The following is a 14,885-nucleotide window of genomic DNA, read 5'->3' as shown; positions in this document are numbered from 1 at the left end:
TTTTATATTCTAGTCGTCGTTCCTCTGATCCCGTCTGAAATCAAGGCGCAGTCCATCACCTTCATCATCGGTCGGGAGGTCTTCACTGGGGAAGAAGTCCATGTGAACCACGGCTTTACCATAGGTCAGGGCTGAACCCTTACCGACCGTCGACTCGATCGTAAAAAGATCGCCCAAACCGGCTGTCCCGGTCGAGACAAACCGAGCGTCCTCGAAGACCTCGAGCAATTCCCTGATATCGGATTTGGTCAGCGTGCTCTTCTCGCCGGTCAGCGCGTCCATGGCATAGGACTTGACCAGTTTTTTCCAGAGTTTCTTGAGCAGACCGTTGTTGGCAAACAGGTCGAAGCAGATTATCCGGTCGCCGGTCGTTACGACCACTCCGATCGTGGTGCTTGAAAGTTTCGGGACTTTGCCGAGATTAACCTCATAATCGTCCAATCGTTTCTGGACATCCGAGTCCTCATAAGTATCGCGGGCAGTACCTGTCCCCGAAGCGACACCCAGTTGTTCCTGGTTCTCGGCCACTTTGTCCCACACTTCTGACTGGCTGGGGTTAATCTTGGCCGCCTGACGCACCGCGTTGGGCACCACATAACCGCCAGACTTGAATTCAGAGGAGACCGATACCCAGCGGCCATGTTCCACGCAGTATACGGGAACTTCCACCCAGCCACTGTTCGATGGCAGGAGCAGGTCTTTTTCGAGCATCCGGTCCTGCTTGGCACCGGTTATCATCTCGCCAGTGAGTAAAAAGACCGGCGCGTCGCCATTATTCTTAACCATGACCGTGTTCACTTCGCCTTCGCCGCTTTCCTTTATTTTTAACCAGCCTTTATCCATGGCCTGGTCAAGCGTAACATAGTCCATGGTGCTAAGCGCGGAAAGCACGTTCAAAGGGAATATTTTCAGATTCTTGTATTCAATGGGATCGCCGACGCTGATCTTATCAATGTATTTCTCGATCGGTGCCGTATCTTCTTTGGAAAATACTGATGCAGCTAGTATCAAGACTAAAAGCAGAACCTTTTTCATTGTAGCCTCCTTTATGCTATATTATACAATGGACCTGAGGAAATATTCCATATGGATGTAAGTCGTGTCTATCACGTCTTTTGTGCAAACTGCACTTTTTTTGTGCGACGGTATCAAAAAAGTGATTGTTTTTCAATGCTTTTAGTTGGCATGGCCCTTGCATATAAATAAGGCAGGAGCTGACCATGAAAAACATTAAAAAAATAACAAATTCTCTGAAAATGATACTGATAGCAGGAGCCCTTATATATGCTCCTTGCTGCTATGAGGAAGCTGATAATGAACCACCAGCCATACCCAGGGGATTAACCTCGGTGACTGGTGATGAAGAAGTCATGCTTTACTGGTATGCGAATAACGAACCTGACCTTGAAGCGTACCGAATATACCGGAGTTATGATCCGGAAGGCCCGTACTATTTGATCGGCGAAACGAACTTTGATTACTTCCTTGATTACGGATTGGAAAACGGCCTTACGTATTTTTACGCGATCACGGCTTTCGACGAAAACGGGAACGAGAGCGATCTTTCATACGAGCTGGTTTTCGATACGCCGAGGCCTGAGGGGTATAATATAAGGCTGTACGATGTCGATGAATATCCGGTTTATGCCGGCTGGGATTTCAGCGAATACGAGATCGTGTCCTGGAATTATTCGCAGAGCGATATTTATTATGATTATGATTCGCCGAGCGATATCCCGTACCTGCTTGTATACAAGAGCGGCGGTTTGATCCAGGACATGGGATATACAGAATCAATGGATGATATCACGTATGCTCCAGACCAGGGTTGGTCGCCGTCTGGTGTGGTTGAGGCGGTTGAGGGGCATACTTACGTTTTCTGGACCTGGGACAATCATTTTGCCAAACTCCGCGTGACCGAAGTCGGACCAGAGCACATGGTGTTTGACTGGGCATACCAGATCGATCCCGGCAATCCAGAGTTGGTCATTGGGCATTAACATAAAGGAGGATGCCATGAAGAACATCATTTTGTTGGGCCTAGCAGCCATATCTTTTGGTGTGTTTGGCCTGAACTTCGCCTACGCGCATTATGACGGAGATGAATATGGTGATGATTACTGGTACGACGAGTACTGGCAAGACGATCCGTACTACCATCACTACGACCACTACTGGGCGTATTACCCGCACGGGTACTATTGCGTCTACTACGTGTGGTATCACCCGTGGTGGTGGGACTGGTACTGGTACCGCTGCCATTGGTGCCATAATTGGGACTGGCATTTCTTCGGTGCCGGCTACTACATCGTGTGGTATGAAGGCGGACACTGCTACTGGCGGCCGCGTTACGGCCGATACGTCAGGTACGAGCTGCATTATTCGTACAACGACTTCAAGTACAAGGCGCACGAGTACGGTATTAGCCTGCCGGACAAGCCGCCGCGTCAGATCGACGTACCCTACAACGAGAAGGAAGTGATGCGTTTGACAAAAGAGAAAGACCCTGATCTGTACAAGCGGCTGCAAAAAGAGGAAAAGAGCGGCAACCTTGAAAAGATGCGCAAGGATTACGAAGTCAAACAGCGCAAAGAGATCGAGGTCAAGAACGAGGAATACCAGCTCAGCAAGAGCAAGGTTAACCTTGAGGAAAAGAACTTCGCCGACGAGCGCAGCGACCGGGTCATTGATAAGGAGACCAATACGACGAAGAACCTGGAAGGCCGCAAATATAACAATGATAACGGTAATAATGACAAGTCGAAGAATCCGAACGTGGAAAAGCGCGACTGGAGCGAGTATTACGAAGACGAGGACCAGAACAAGAACGACCAGGGCGACCAGGATCAGGAAGAGTATGACAAGCCTGATAATCGCAAGCCGGAACGGGATGATTCATACGAACGGAATGACAATAACAACAGCGATCGAGAAAAAGAGAATGACAACAGCAAGGCGCGCAACAACAGGAGCTCGATACCCGACAAAGGCGGTAACGGTGGCGGCAATACGGATAATTCTTCCCGGGAACGCTCGGCAAGACCATCCCCGGGAGCGCGGAGATAACAATGAACGCAATATTGCTGGTCCTTAGCTTGATCGCCTCCCTAAACCCTGCAGGAGACCCGTCCGGTGCGGGCGGGTCTCCCGCGACCCTTTCCAGCAGCGACGGCATCGAGCTCTGGGTAAACAATGGTGACCTGACGTACCAGACCGGCGACAAGCTCAAGATCTATTTCAGGGTTCCGTACGACTGCTATGTGGCGGTCTACGACATCGAGGTTTCGGGCGAGCGCAGTCGGCTGTTCCCGTCGGCAGACGATGAAGAAGAAGGATGGGTCAAAGCCGGCCGAGTCTACGAGCTGCCATCGCCGGACGACAATTTCGAGTACGAAGTCAACGGTCCAGGAGGCACTGAGACGATCGTCCTGCTGGTGTCGACAAAAGACGTGCCGGAATATGAAAGCGATGAGGCGGTTACAGACGATGTGGTCAGGCGGTCTTTGGAACTGAATATCAGAGAACCGGAGCCGGTCCTGCTGCGGATCGTCTCGAACCCCAAGAAATGCCGCATCTACATTGAAAACGTCGGGACCGGTGATGAGGAATACGTCGGCAAGGCGCCGTACACGATCGAACTGAAACCCGGAGAGTACGTCGTGAGGATCAGGAAGACATGGTACCGGACCCTCACGCGCAGGATCTATCTTGAGCCGGGTGAACACCGGCGCGTGTTCGTGAAACTTTGGGAGGAATGACATGTCCGCGCGAACGGTTGACAAGGCATGTAATTTCCTTATAATTCAAGGAGCGACCATGAAGATAAAAATATTACTCCTGACATTACTGCTTTTGCTGAGTTTGTCCTTTGCGGTCCAGCCGGTGCCCAAGTCGGCCAGAAACATTAAAGACGACGGTAATACAAAAACCGTGGTAAAGAACGAAGAGGCCAACAAGGATGGAGATATTATCAAAGAAGGCAAGGGTAAGGATGACAATAACAAGAATGATGCAGATGAAAAAGGCAAGGAAGTGAAATTCGACCTCAAGGGCAAGATAAAGAACATCACGGACAAGAACGGCGACAAGATCATCGACATCGATTCGAACAACGTCAATGACCAGCGGGAAAAGGATTTTGACAGGATAAAGCAGCTGGAGTCAAAGTTCAAGGACCTGTTCAGACGGGATAATAATAAAGATAAAGATAATGATAAGGATGATAACAAAGACGAGGACAAGGACAGTAAAACGCGGAAAGCCGAACCCAAAAAGACGGTCCCGCCGTCAAAGCACGGGCCGGGTAAATAATTTTATTATGCGCAGTCGAATATAGTTTTGTTTGGATAAATCAGTAATTTTCTGAAATTTTTGTTGCATTCTGCACTTCAAAATCAATAGAATATCGGAAGTATTCGAAAGGCTAGCCGGCCAGCGGACTACATATCCGCCAGTCGATAAAAGACCAGAGCCAACTAATTGGATTAAAAACCATCGCACGATGAGCTTTACAATATTATCAATTCTAAAATAAAATTCAATTAATTCTGTATTGGTTTAAACTGTTAAAATATTCCCAGAAAGCCGATAAACCCCAAAAACGCCAGAGACATAAGGCTTAAGGCAACAAAGTCGATAGCGTAGCCCTTGAACGCGCGCGGAACCGGTGCGAATTTGACACTTTCCCTGATCGCAGAGAACACCAGCATGACCAGGAGTCCGCCCAGACCGCTGCCCAGGGTGAATGCTGTGGTCTGCAGGAAATCCAGGTTTTGTTCAATAGCCAGTAATATTATCCCCAGTACCGCGCAATGAGCTGTGAATAAAAGCAGATAACCACCCAGTAACACGTGCAGACCCGGCATTTTTTTCCTAAAGAAAAAGACCGCTGCTTGCACCAAAACGGCGGTAAGCAGCACGAACACGGGGAGTTTAAGAAAAATCAGGTTCAAGGGTTTCAGGATCCCGTAGTAGGCAATCCAGCCGAGCCATGATGAGGCGATCATGACCGCCATGAGCGTTATGCTGATCTTGAGGAATTCTTTCAGCTTCGCGCCGGGACAGAAAAGCGTGCATATCCCCAAGAACCGCACCAGGATCAGGTTGTTGACAAAGACCGACCCTATGATGATGAACCATGCGTACTTCATGGCCGCCTGCATACAGTCTATTCTTTATGTTTTACCACGGTTTTGTTCTTGTAGTTTGCGCTGTCCGTGGTGTGAATTGATAAAGGCAATTATAAATGCCATGACCAGGAAAGCGCCCGACGGCAGAATAAAGAATGATACGGGTGATGCCCGGAAACCGCTTCCCAGTATTGTATCACCGAGCAGGGTGCCCTTGCCCAGCACTTCCCGCGCGATTCCTATGATCACAATGATCACTACATAACCCAGGCCGGTTTTTAAAGCGTCAGTAATGGTCCTTTTATTCGGTCGCGAAATGATCATACAATTAACGGCGATCAATGACAGGTATATACCCAGTGAGATGTGCAAATCGGGGAAAAATGTCTTTGTGCCCATATCTGCGGTCGCGGTCAGTGTTGAACTTATGATCAGGAGCAGAAAAACAGTGATGCCGGCACCGGGATCAGTCCATTTCCTGGTCACCGCCATGGCCAGTTTCGTCATGACAAGAACGATGAAAAAAACAGCGCTGATCGCGATGCTGTTTATGGTCGAAGTTGTGACTGCAAGGACCGGACACAGACCCAGGAGCCAGCACATTGAGGGATTTTCTTTTGTGTCAGCGGCTGAAAACGGGATAAGCGCGGGTTGTTTCACTTGATATAAACTATGAAGCGCTTCATCGCTTCATCGACAGCCTTGATCACGGCGCTTGAAGAGATCGTCGCGCCGGTAATGGCTTCGGGTTTTCCCTGCTTGAACTTATCGAGGAACTCGCTCTCTCTGATCAGCTCACCCATTCCCTCGGTTTCCTGTGACTGCTGGATCTCGATACCCGTGATATTCGAGTCCCTGCCCACGCCGACCAGGAACGAGATCGTGTCCAGGTATCCGAAGCAGAACCCGACAAACGCGATGCCCAGGGTATCGCAGCCCCGCAGGGCGTACCACGCGGTGTCCTTGATAATATCGATCGTCTGTCCGGCATCCGGGAGCACCTTGCTGATGAAACCTTTCTTTGTCGTGTCAGCGAGAAAACACTTAAACGCGGCGGTGCCTTTGTTGATACCATTGCAGACCGCCCGCGAGGAAACAGTGGCGCCGGTTATCGCGTCGATGTCCCCGCCGTCTTTTTTGAGCTTAACCTGGTATTCGGATTTGCCCTTGAACTGCTCTGCGAACCATGGTTCAAGGATGCGGCTGCCCAGACCGCGTGTTTCCTTGAGGATCTCTCCCTGACCGGCGATCGTGATCCCGGTGATGATCCCTGCGAGATCGATGCCGGCCGTGACCGGGATCTTCCCTGCATAGCCCTTGGGAAAAAGGCGAAATACGATCCCGACCGGATTTTTTGTCGAATCCACGGCTTGCCATACCGTATCGGGTCTGATCGATACAAAATCGTAAGCGTCGATTACCCGGTGAAGGTCAGCGAAAGCGATCCTGTTGGCTGCTGTATCGGCCGGCGCTTCGGTAAAGGCATAGACGAATGATAGTACAAAAATGCTAAGGCAAATGACCGCAGCCAGCATGATCAGCGGTATCACTTTTCCACTTAGTTTCATTTTTTTACCTCCACTGATCTAATATGACGCGTCCAGAACGGTATGCGCGCCGGTGTGCCGAAGATCCTTTCCCCGGTCAGCTGGTTAATCAGCGGCGTGCAGATATTCATGAGTAGAATGGCGTAGGATACGCCTTCCGGATAACTGCCCCACAAACGGATCAAGACCGTAAAAATGCCGCAGCCGATCCCGAATATCCAGCGTCCGGTTTTGGTCACGGGCGTTGTTACCCAGTCGGTTGCCATGAAGAAAGCACCCAGGAGCAGTCCTCCGGAAAAAAGTTGGAACCAAAGGTTCCCGTGGACCGGCAGAACAAGGACGAGAACGATAAAAGTTGCAAGATAGCCGGTGACAATCCGGAAATCGGTCAATCGGACTATGACAAGGAACAAGCCTGTTATAATGAGCACAAGCGCCGATGTTTCGCCGGTGCAACCGCCCACCGAACCAAGGAAAAGGTGCCGCAGGGTGGACCATGAATTAAGGCCCTGGATAATATAGCTCGGATCGCCGTACAGCGCGGCATTTTTCATCAGCGACAGCGGCGTCGCGGCGGTGACCGCGTCCATGCCCGATACCGTACCATAAGCCGGCGCCAGCCACCCGGTTGTCATCAGGGCAGGCCAGGATGCCATGAGGAACACCCGTCCAGCTAAGGCTGGATTCACAAAATTGCTGCCCAGTCCGCCGAACAGCTGCTTCACGACGACGATCGCGAAAAAGGAGCCGGCAACGGGTATCCATAACGGCACGCCTGGCGGCAGGTTAAATGCCAGCAGCATGCCGGTGATGACCGCGCTGCCATCAGAAACCGTGACCGGCCGGTTCATGACTCGCTGGCTAAGCACTTCCCAGCCGATGCACGACGCGACGCTTACCAGCGTGACCAGCAGGGCTTTGTAACCGAAGAAAAACACACTGGCCGCAAAGACGGGAACCAGCGCAATGATCACCAGCTGCATTGCCCGGCGCGTGCTGTAGGGCGCGCGCATGTGTGGCGATGCTGATACAGTCAGCAGATCGTTTTCCCGGTCCCCAGACCGGGACCGACTCGTTCCAGGGCCCTGGTCCTTAGTTTGTTTCATGACCTTATTCTCTGGATCTCGGTCTTGCCGTATTTGAAGTAATGGACGAGCGGTATCTTAGCCGGGCAGACATAAGCGCAGCAGCCGCATTCAATGCAGGCGCGCGTACCGAGATCATCGGCCTTGTTGAATTCGTTGTGTTTGACATATTTGACCATTTCGCAGGGCATGAGTTTCATCGGGCAGACATCGACGCACCGCGCGCACCGGACGCAGGAGGTTTCCGGTTCAGAACGTTCCCGTAATTTTACGATTATGCCGGTCGTGCACTTGATGACCGGCACGTCAGGAGCGAACTGGGCGATACCCATCATCGGTCCGCCGAAAATTATTTTCCGCGGTTTCGCCGCATAGCCGCCGCAGAAGTTTATGATATCTTCGAGCGGTGTCCCGATGCGCACCATGATGTTCTTCGGTTCTCTGACCCCTTCGCCCGAGACCGTTATTACCCGCTCGATCAGCGGTTTGCCGAAACGGATCGCCTGGAACGCGGCATGGCAGGTCGCGATATTCTGAACGACACAACCGGCGTGCCAGGGTAATTTCTCGAGAGGCACGGTGCGCCTTAGAACGCTCTTGATGAGTTGTTTTTCATGACCAGCCGGGTAGCGTGCTCTTATGATGCGCACTACCGCCCCTTCTTTTTCCAGGGCGTGGGCAGCGCCGGTTTTGTTGTTTTCGAGCACAAAGACAAGTTTCGGTGTCCCCAGTATTTTCTGGAATATTTTCGCGCCCTCCACGATGCCCACCGGGTATTCCAGCATAAGGCGGTAATCTGCGGTAAGCATGGGTTCGCATTCACAGCCGTTGATAAGCAGCGTGTCGATCTTGATGTCATCGGGGGGCGCAAGTTTTACATGGGTCGGGAAGGCACCGCCGCCCAGGCCGACCACACCGGCTCCTTTTATCTTCTTGAGCAGTTCCGGGACTGGAAGGTTTTCATAGGATTGATGAGTCTGCGCAGGATTTTTCCATTCATCGCTTTCATCCGCTTCCACGGTGCAGGCCAGGCTATGTCCCAGGACCGGATGGGGGTGCCTTTGAACGGCGGTGACCGTGCCGGAAATGCTGGCATGCACTGGTACCGATACAAACCCTTCGGCCTCTGCGATCACGGTGCCGGCTTTGACATGATCGCCGATGCTGACGACAGGCCGGGCTGGGTTGCCCTGGTGCTGGGAAAATGGGATATGAACTTTTTTTGGCGGGGGCATGACTTCGATCGCCTGACCGCTTGTTATCTTTTGGCTTTTCAGTTTAAGTCCGGATGCGAATAGATCGAACATAGAGCGATTATATACGCGTACAAGAAAAAATCAATGACGGGAATAATAAAAAAGTATATCAGAGTATCAGGATATCAGGTAAAAATTAAAAAACCAGCTAGACCAGAAAGACTGGCTAGACCAGAAAAACCTGAAAGACCAGGTGTTATTATCTTGATTTTTAATATAATATGGTTAGAATTACAGATGAAAATAATAAATTTGAAAGACTGTAAACAATTCACCGTCGGTGACGGGTCATTCCTGCGGGAAGTCTTCAATCCTAAAAAAGACAATTTGAACATCCGCTACAGTCTAGCCCAGGCGCAGGTTCAAACCGGGCAAAAGACCAAACCGCACAAACTGAAGTATTCTGAGATCTATTATGTACTCAGGGGCGTCGGCATTATGCATATTGACAAAGAGGAAAACGTGGTCAGGGAGAACGATGCGGTTTATATTCCGCCGGGTACGGTGCAATGGGTGGAAAACATCGGGAAAAGAACGCTTGATTTTTTATGCATCGTTGATCCAGCCTGGGAACCGGAGTGCGAAGAAATAATGAAGTGATGCAGGGATGAAGAGAAGAAGAGAAGAAGAGAAGCAGGGAAGCAGGGATAAGGAGATGAAGGGATGAAAGGAATTAACTCGTAAGAGTTTAATAAAAGCCTTATGGCTTAACTCCCATCTACGTCTTGATTATTTCAAGAAAATCGATACAATAAAACAAATAAATATTATGGCGAAGACATTATGCCAGCCTGATAAACGGAACTTAGAACACGGGATCGATCTTGATACGCTGAAAGATCTCTTATCTCAGGTGCCAGTAAGCAACAAAGTACCGGCCCGGACCCGTGAATTGCTCGATTTCGCCAAGCAAATATGCCTATATGGGTATTATGAATATGAATTCTATTCGCTTTGCGCCGCATACCTTTTTCTGCTGACCGAAACGGCGATCAGGGACCGGTTCATCGGTGGTCTGCCTGACAAGTGCCACTTGATCCGCGGTAAGGAATCGCTGATCGTTAACAGGAATTACGATATCGTAATGCAGCGGCTGTGGGAAGGCTGGGTCTTGGTTGGTTTTGAAGAGGTCAACTCGTCTATATGGTCGATCCTCAAGTGGCTGAAAAAGAACGGAGTATTGCCTGAACGGATCGGCAAGAAAGAGATCGAGCTCATCAGACAGTTGCGGAACGACACTATTCACCTGCGCAGTGTCGATGTCTACGCACCAACTCTGATCATCCCGGTTCTCTGGAAGATAACCGATCTTCTGAACTGCCTTTATGATCCGTCGGTCCATGACCGGGACAAAGAACCAAAGATACTGAAACAACAGAAAGAATCACAAAAACAAATGTCTCAATGGCTGGACCGGATGATCAAAGGTCTGAAGGGTAAGGATAAAGATAAGGATGAAGGACAAAAGGAAAAGAAATAACAATGCTAATAAGAGGAGGTATTTAATATGCTATTTATCATAATCGGCTTGGTGATCGTTCTGGCGGTGCTGTGGATCATCATTTCAGCGCTGCAAAAAGGCGAACAGAAGCGACGGGAAGATGTCATAAGAAAGCATAAGGAAGAAAAGGCGAAGGAAGAAGAAAGCAAAAACCGGTTCCCGACATAAAGAGGAATAAGAAAAGCGAATGTTACGAATTAGTATTATTCGTTATTATTCGATTTTATCATATAAATAGGAAATCCCGTTTACTGCAAAAGACCGCAGTAACGGGATGTTGCCTCGTCTTTTCTATTGTTATAATAATGATGAGGACGAGACTAAATCAGTCCTTTGATAAAGATATTAGGAAGGCTGATTTAAATTCGGCTACCACATTCACCTGCACTACGTTTGGTGACTGTGGGCCGAATTTACAGCGGGAGACGGGATTTGAACCCGCGACCCTCACCTTGGCAAGGTGATGCTCCACCACTGAGCTACTCCCGCGAATAACTTATATTATATGCAATCGCGCAAAAATGTCAATGCGCGGTAAATCCAGTAACAGACAACAACCTATCATAAACAAAAAATTCACCCCCTCCTTTTTCCTCCCCCCTCGAGGGCGACGTGGAAAAGGACCTTTCATGATAATTGGTGTCCCTGTGGGAGGAGCGTAGGGTGGGGGGGATTGGACAATGCTCAGACGATAAACCCAAGTGTGGTCAACTTTTTTATTAGACCTTCAGGACATTGCCGGCAGGCGATCCGGATTTCTCCAAATTCGGGGCGTAGAGGATAAGAATCGCGCAAGCGTTCAAAATACCGGGACTGCTCTGACCGCGGTAATTTCAGATACTTTCGCAATTTACGGCCATCTGACACTGGATCGTAGATCTTATGAACAAGTTTCCGGATTGCTTCTTCCTCCGGATTTTCGCGCCACGTAACTGATACGGTTTGGAGACGGCTTGCCGGAGCAAGGCTCAGGGGAGACCAGCCCCCTGAACTTTTAAGACCAAGGACCCGGTAGAACTGGTCATAGACCATGGCTGTACCGCGAAGCCGGCCCAGGAATGAATGCCCGGCGATATGTTGAGTTCCGATATCGGCGATATCGAGCACGGCACGGTTGATCCCGGGTTCATGTTCCCAGACATCAAGCACAAGCGCGCTGATCTTGCTCATCCGTATGGCTCTGATCAGAGCGTTTTCATCTATGACCGCTCCCCGCGATGTGTTAATAAGGACGGCTTTTTTCTTTAACCGCGCGAAAAATTCATCATTGACCATATGCCGGGTGGCGTATCTGCCAATAGTGGTCAGGGGCACATGCAGGGTAATGATATCGGCATTATTCAGGATCTCGGCGATCGGTTTGAACCGGTGTTTTTTAATTCCTGATCTTGCCGCGAGCAGTGGGTCGTTAAGCATCAGTTTCATTCCCATGGCCCGGCAGAACCGGGCGACCAGGGACCCTACATGACCGACGCCAATGATCCCAATGGTCTTGCCGTTCAGTACAAAACCCTTTTTTTCCGCGACCGCAATGATGCCGGCAAGGACGTATTCAGCCACTGCCCGCGCGTTACAGCCCGGCGCGCGGATCAACTTGATCCTGCGGCCACGCAGGGCACCGGCATCCACATGGTCAATACCGCTCGTGACCGTACCGATGATCCTGATCCGTGAACCGCGGAGAAGCGCGTCCGAAACTTTTGTTACCGATCGGATGATAAGCAGGTCGGCATGCCGCACCGCCGTTGCCGTGATAGCGCCAGCCGGCAGGGTCTGGACCTTACCGATGCGGCTGAATACTTCACGGACAAAGGCGATCTGCTCATCGGCGACAATGTTCACTTCCAACCCAGCCTGTGGTATTCATCATACATGAGGGAGATGATGCGCCGGGGATGGGGGAATGTTCTAACCCAGTCAATACCCTGTTTTCGTTTTTGCCGCCGCAGATCGCCATTTTCCAGCGTCCTTGCGATCACGCCGGTCAGAGTATCCTTGGTGGCTTTTATAAAAGGATGGCCGGGTAGAAGATGTTCATATTCATCCGGTATCTCGGTGATCGTCGGTTTGCCAAGGGCGAGGAATTCCAATCCGCTCCGGCCATACGCCGTGCCCGCGTAATTCCCGACCTGGTCAATGCCGATGTCGCAGGTCGCCTTGATCTCCATGCACCGGCGGTGGGAGACGTTCTCGATGAGCACGAACTCGAACCTGGGCTTGCTTTTTCGCTGGATCCGGGCGATCGAATCCATGATATCCTGCGTACCTTTAGCGGTGCGCCGGGTCGGCGAATGCCCGATCCTGAGAACTGCGTTTTCACTATCCCGGGGCATCACGCGGTCAGCCTCGTAAGGTATGGGCACAAATATCAATGAAGGATCGATCTTTGTATGGTCAACCTCGGACGTGAACCTGAGCTCGGCATCGTTTTTGAGATAGGGGTTCATACCCCATTTGCGCAGATCAGTGCCGAAGAAGTGCGTTACCAGGTGTTTTTTTTTGTCCTTTAGTTTTTTGAGGATCCGGTCACCGAAGATGAACGGCATGTCACCGTCAAAATGGTAGATATCATAACTATCGAGTTCATCCTGCTGCCACGCATTATGCAGGCGCTGGAGCCAAAGCAGGTCCCGTGTTTTCAGAAAAAGACGCTTGCCCCAGTGGTTTCCCCGGATGCGCAGACTGAGCCGGTCGCCCGGCACGTTCACGTTCTCCCGGCCGGTCAGCGAACGCATGCGGCGTATGACCGGCGAGTTCAGCATCGGATAATTAAGCAGAATGCCGTTCGGAAACCCCAGTTTTGAGCGCGACATCGTTACCAATGCTCCCTGATCGCCGAAAAAAGCGTGGCTGCGGCTCAGGAGCCCGGGTACATCCTGAAAATTCTCGAACGTCACGTGCAGGATCTTCAAGTTTTGTCTGGATCTGGCTTTTTAAATCTATCCTTCAACTTTAATTTCATGACCCGGGTTAACTTACGCAGCTTGACCGGATCGGTCACTTTGGTCAGCCCAAGCTTGAATCCGTCCCAGCCGCGATATCGGTTACCATATATCCGGAGCGCGATCTTCTCCAGTTCGGCATACCCCAGCTGCGCCTGGATCAAAACCGGTACGGATGGCGTCTGGAAGATCGACTCGAGTCGCTCATCCTCGTACGGCAGGCTCCACTCAAAATCAGCCGGGAGCAGATCGTTCTTGCGGGCGTATGTTTCCAGATATGTTCCGGGATAGATCCTCACGCCGGCGCCGCTGGCGACCACGTCGATCATGTCCTTATGCTTTTCAATGAAGGCGAAGGTCATATCCACATCTTTCATGGTTTCGCCGATATGTCCATAGGAAAAGAACGCTTTGATCTTGAGACCGATCTTATGACACAGCTGGAGAGTATCATGCGCCTGTTCCACGGTTATGCCCTTGCGCATCAGGTCGAGGACCTTCTGGCTGCCGGATTCGATGCCGACGTCGACATGATAGCAGCCCGCTTCCTGCATCTTTTCGAGGAGTTCTATATCGACCGTACCAACCCTGATCTCGCATTCCCAGGGGAATTTCAGGTCGCGGTTTGTGATCTCACGGCAGAATCCGAGCGCGTGATCGCGATCTATCGTGAATGTGCTGTCGAAGATCTTGACCGCTTCATAACCATAAGCCGTGAAAAGCCGGGAGATCTCGTCGGCCACGAGCGGAGCTGATCTTGTCGTGACCAGATGGCTGAACATATGGCTTGCCGAGCAGAAGGTGCATCGCGCCTGGCAGCCGCGCGACGTGATCAGGGAGATCCCTTTCCGGTTATTGAACGGCATCCTGAGCGAGTAACGTTTCATGTCAAGGAGATGGTACGCGGGCATGGGGAGGTCATTAAGATCGGCGCGGTGCGCCTGGGGGTTGTCAATTATCACGCCATCCCCCCGGTAAGCAAGCCCCCGGATGATGGAGAAGTCAAGGTCGGTCTTATACGCCTTGATCATGTTGACGACCGTCTCTTCACCCTCGCCGCGGACGATAAAATCGATCTCAGGAATTTTGTTGAGCGTGTTAACCGCAGCGCATGAGGCGTGAACGCCGCCATAAACGACGGTGATCGTTTTATCAAAGGCCTTGGCTTCACGCGCGAGCCGGAACGCTTCAAAACGCGTGTGGGTCGTCCCTGAGATACCAAGAAACCGCGGATGAAAACGGTTCAACCAGTATTCAAGCGGTTGCTTTTCGATCTCGAAATCGATGATCTTTACCGAGTATTCGTTTTTTTCCAGGTTTGCGGCGATCGATGCCGGGCCCAGCGGCGGCATTTTTTCAAAGAACCTTCCGGTTTCCCGGGGATTGACCAGCAGGATGTCGATCATAATGGCAGACTGGCTGTGA

General features: G+C 50.9%; 16 protein-coding genes and 1 tRNA gene. 7 read left to right on the top strand and 10 right to left on the bottom strand.

Going from position 1 to position 14,885, the window contains the following annotated elements:
- Positions 1 to 9 precede the first annotated feature (9 nt).
- Positions 10 to 1,035, bottom strand: a complete 1,026-nt coding sequence (locus tag VF399_09465) for a DUF6569 family protein (GenBank protein ID HEX7320566.1) — start codon at positions 1,033 to 1,035, stop codon at positions 10 to 12.
- Positions 1,036 to 1,220: 185 nt separating this feature from the next.
- Between VF399_09465 and VF399_09460 the strand changes: the two genes are divergently transcribed.
- Genes VF399_09460 through VF399_09445 form a run of 4 tightly spaced genes read left to right on the top strand, consistent with a single transcriptional unit; the run spans position 1,221 to position 4,311 of the window.
- Positions 1,221 to 2,000, top strand: a complete 780-nt coding sequence (locus VF399_09460) for a hypothetical protein (protein ID HEX7320565.1) — start codon at positions 1,221 to 1,223, stop codon at positions 1,998 to 2,000.
- Between the two features lie 16 nt (positions 2,001 to 2,016).
- On the top strand, positions 2,017 to 3,066 hold the full coding sequence (locus VF399_09455) for a hypothetical protein (GenBank protein ID HEX7320564.1): 1,050 nt from the start codon (positions 2,017 to 2,019) through the stop codon (positions 3,064 to 3,066).
- Between the two features lie 2 nt (positions 3,067 to 3,068).
- Entirely contained in the window at positions 3,069 to 3,758 is a 690-nt protein-coding gene (locus VF399_09450; protein ID HEX7320563.1) for a DUF4384 domain-containing protein, read from the top strand.
- A gap of 58 nt (positions 3,759 to 3,816) precedes the next feature.
- Positions 3,817 to 4,311: a hypothetical protein gene (locus tag VF399_09445; protein HEX7320562.1), complete on the top strand. Its 495-nt coding sequence runs from the start codon at positions 3,817 to 3,819 to the stop codon at positions 4,309 to 4,311.
- 254 nt (positions 4,312 to 4,565) lie between these two features.
- On the opposite strand, the gene VF399_09440 is transcribed toward VF399_09445, so the two are convergent.
- Genes VF399_09440 through rsxC form a run of 5 tightly spaced genes read right to left on the bottom strand, consistent with a single transcriptional unit; the run spans position 4,566 to position 9,068 of the window.
- A complete protein-coding gene (locus tag VF399_09440; GenBank protein HEX7320561.1) occupies positions 4,566 to 5,150 on the bottom strand; it encodes an Rnf-Nqr domain containing protein in 585 nt (194 codons plus the stop codon).
- Between the two features lie 24 nt (positions 5,151 to 5,174).
- The gene (locus VF399_09435) at positions 5,175 to 5,789 is read right to left on the bottom strand and encodes an Rnf-Nqr domain containing protein (protein HEX7320560.1); all 615 of its coding nucleotides are present in this window, start codon (positions 5,787 to 5,789) and stop codon (positions 5,175 to 5,177) included.
- A complete protein-coding gene (locus VF399_09430; GenBank protein ID HEX7320559.1) occupies positions 5,786 to 6,697 on the bottom strand; it encodes an FMN-binding protein in 912 nt (303 codons plus the stop codon). Before VF399_09430 ends, VF399_09435 begins: the two co-directional genes overlap by 4 nt.
- Positions 6,694 to 7,782, bottom strand: a complete 1,089-nt coding sequence (locus VF399_09425) for an RnfABCDGE type electron transport complex subunit D (GenBank protein HEX7320558.1) — start codon at positions 7,780 to 7,782, stop codon at positions 6,694 to 6,696. The genes VF399_09430 and VF399_09425 overlap by 4 nt, the downstream gene beginning before the upstream one ends.
- A complete protein-coding gene (gene rsxC / locus VF399_09420; GenBank protein HEX7320557.1) occupies positions 7,779 to 9,068 on the bottom strand; it encodes an electron transport complex subunit RsxC in 1,290 nt (429 codons plus the stop codon). The genes VF399_09425 and rsxC overlap by 4 nt, the downstream gene beginning before the upstream one ends.
- A gap of 186 nt (positions 9,069 to 9,254) precedes the next feature.
- On the opposite strand from rsxC, the gene VF399_09415 reads away from it, so the two are divergent.
- The 3 genes from VF399_09415 to VF399_09405 all read left to right on the top strand — a co-directional run bounded on the left by VF399_09415 (position 9,255) and on the right by VF399_09405 (position 10,686).
- Positions 9,255 to 9,617 (top strand): cupin domain-containing protein, encoded by a 363-nt coding sequence (locus VF399_09415; GenBank protein ID HEX7320556.1) that lies wholly within the window; start codon positions 9,255 to 9,257, stop codon positions 9,615 to 9,617.
- A 169-nt stretch (positions 9,618 to 9,786) separates the two neighbouring features.
- Complete coding sequence (locus VF399_09410; GenBank protein HEX7320555.1) at positions 9,787 to 10,497, top strand: hypothetical protein; 711 nt, start codon at positions 9,787 to 9,789, stop codon at positions 10,495 to 10,497.
- A 27-nt stretch (positions 10,498 to 10,524) separates the two neighbouring features.
- On the top strand, positions 10,525 to 10,686 hold the full coding sequence (locus tag VF399_09405) for a hypothetical protein (GenBank protein ID HEX7320554.1): 162 nt from the start codon (positions 10,525 to 10,527) through the stop codon (positions 10,684 to 10,686).
- Positions 10,687 to 10,935: 249 nt separating this feature from the next.
- Here VF399_09405 and VF399_09400 read toward each other — a convergent pair.
- From VF399_09400 to VF399_09385, 4 genes are all read right to left on the bottom strand, one after another.
- Positions 10,936 to 11,007, bottom strand: a tRNA-Gly gene (locus VF399_09400).
- A 195-nt stretch (positions 11,008 to 11,202) separates the two neighbouring features.
- Positions 11,203 to 12,360, bottom strand: coding sequence for a 4-phosphoerythronate dehydrogenase (locus tag VF399_09395; protein ID HEX7320553.1), 1,158 nt, complete (start codon positions 12,358 to 12,360; stop codon positions 11,203 to 11,205).
- The gene (locus VF399_09390; protein HEX7320552.1) at positions 12,357 to 13,430 is read right to left on the bottom strand and encodes a hypothetical protein; all 1,074 of its coding nucleotides are present in this window, start codon (positions 13,428 to 13,430) and stop codon (positions 12,357 to 12,359) included. Before VF399_09390 ends, VF399_09395 begins: the two co-directional genes overlap by 4 nt.
- Positions 13,427 to 14,866 (bottom strand): radical SAM protein, encoded by a 1,440-nt coding sequence (locus VF399_09385; GenBank protein ID HEX7320551.1) that lies wholly within the window; start codon positions 14,864 to 14,866, stop codon positions 13,427 to 13,429. The genes VF399_09390 and VF399_09385 overlap by 4 nt, the downstream gene beginning before the upstream one ends.
- Positions 14,867 to 14,885 lie beyond the last annotated feature (19 nt).

This window comes from bacterium (assembly GCA_036382775.1).
GTDB lineage: Bacteria > Hydrothermota > Tepidihabitantia > SM23-42 > JAOAFX01 > DASVHD01.
The sequence above is the reverse complement of the archived record's forward strand: the minus strand, read 5'-3'. Positions and strand labels throughout refer to the sequence as shown.

What these genes read in the sequence shown, in the direction of transcription:
- VF399_09465 (HEX7320566.1), bottom strand. Translation starts at nt 1,035, where the DNA reads ATGAAAAAGGTTCTGCTTTTAGTCTTGATACTAGCTGCATCAGTATTT.
- VF399_09460 (HEX7320565.1), top strand. Translation starts at nt 1,221, where the DNA reads ATGAAAAACATTAAAAAAATAACAAATTCTCTGAAAATGATACTGATA.
- VF399_09455 (HEX7320564.1), top strand. Translation starts at nt 2,017, where the DNA reads ATGAAGAACATCATTTTGTTGGGCCTAGCAGCCATATCTTTTGGTGTG.
- VF399_09450 (HEX7320563.1), top strand. Translation starts at nt 3,069, where the DNA reads ATGAACGCAATATTGCTGGTCCTTAGCTTGATCGCCTCCCTAAACCCT.
- VF399_09445 (HEX7320562.1), top strand. Translation starts at nt 3,817, where the DNA reads ATGAAGATAAAAATATTACTCCTGACATTACTGCTTTTGCTGAGTTTG.
- VF399_09440 (HEX7320561.1), bottom strand. Translation starts at nt 5,150, where the DNA reads ATGAAGTACGCATGGTTCATCATCATAGGGTCGGTCTTTGTCAACAAC.
- VF399_09430 (HEX7320559.1), bottom strand. Translation starts at nt 6,697, where the DNA reads ATGAAACTAAGTGGAAAAGTGATACCGCTGATCATGCTGGCTGCGGTC.
- VF399_09425 (HEX7320558.1), bottom strand. Translation starts at nt 7,782, where the DNA reads ATGAAACAAACTAAGGACCAGGGCCCTGGAACGAGTCGGTCCCGGTCT.
- rsxC (HEX7320557.1), bottom strand. Translation starts at nt 9,068, where the DNA reads ATGTTCGATCTATTCGCATCCGGACTTAAACTGAAAAGCCAAAAGATA.
- VF399_09415 (HEX7320556.1), top strand. Translation starts at nt 9,255, where the DNA reads ATGAAAATAATAAATTTGAAAGACTGTAAACAATTCACCGTCGGTGAC.
- VF399_09410 (HEX7320555.1), top strand. Translation starts at nt 9,787, where the DNA reads ATGGCGAAGACATTATGCCAGCCTGATAAACGGAACTTAGAACACGGG.
- VF399_09405 (HEX7320554.1), top strand. Translation starts at nt 10,525, where the DNA reads ATGCTATTTATCATAATCGGCTTGGTGATCGTTCTGGCGGTGCTGTGG.
- VF399_09385 (HEX7320551.1), bottom strand. Translation starts at nt 14,866, where the DNA reads ATGATCGACATCCTGCTGGTCAATCCCCGGGAAACCGGAAGGTTCTTT.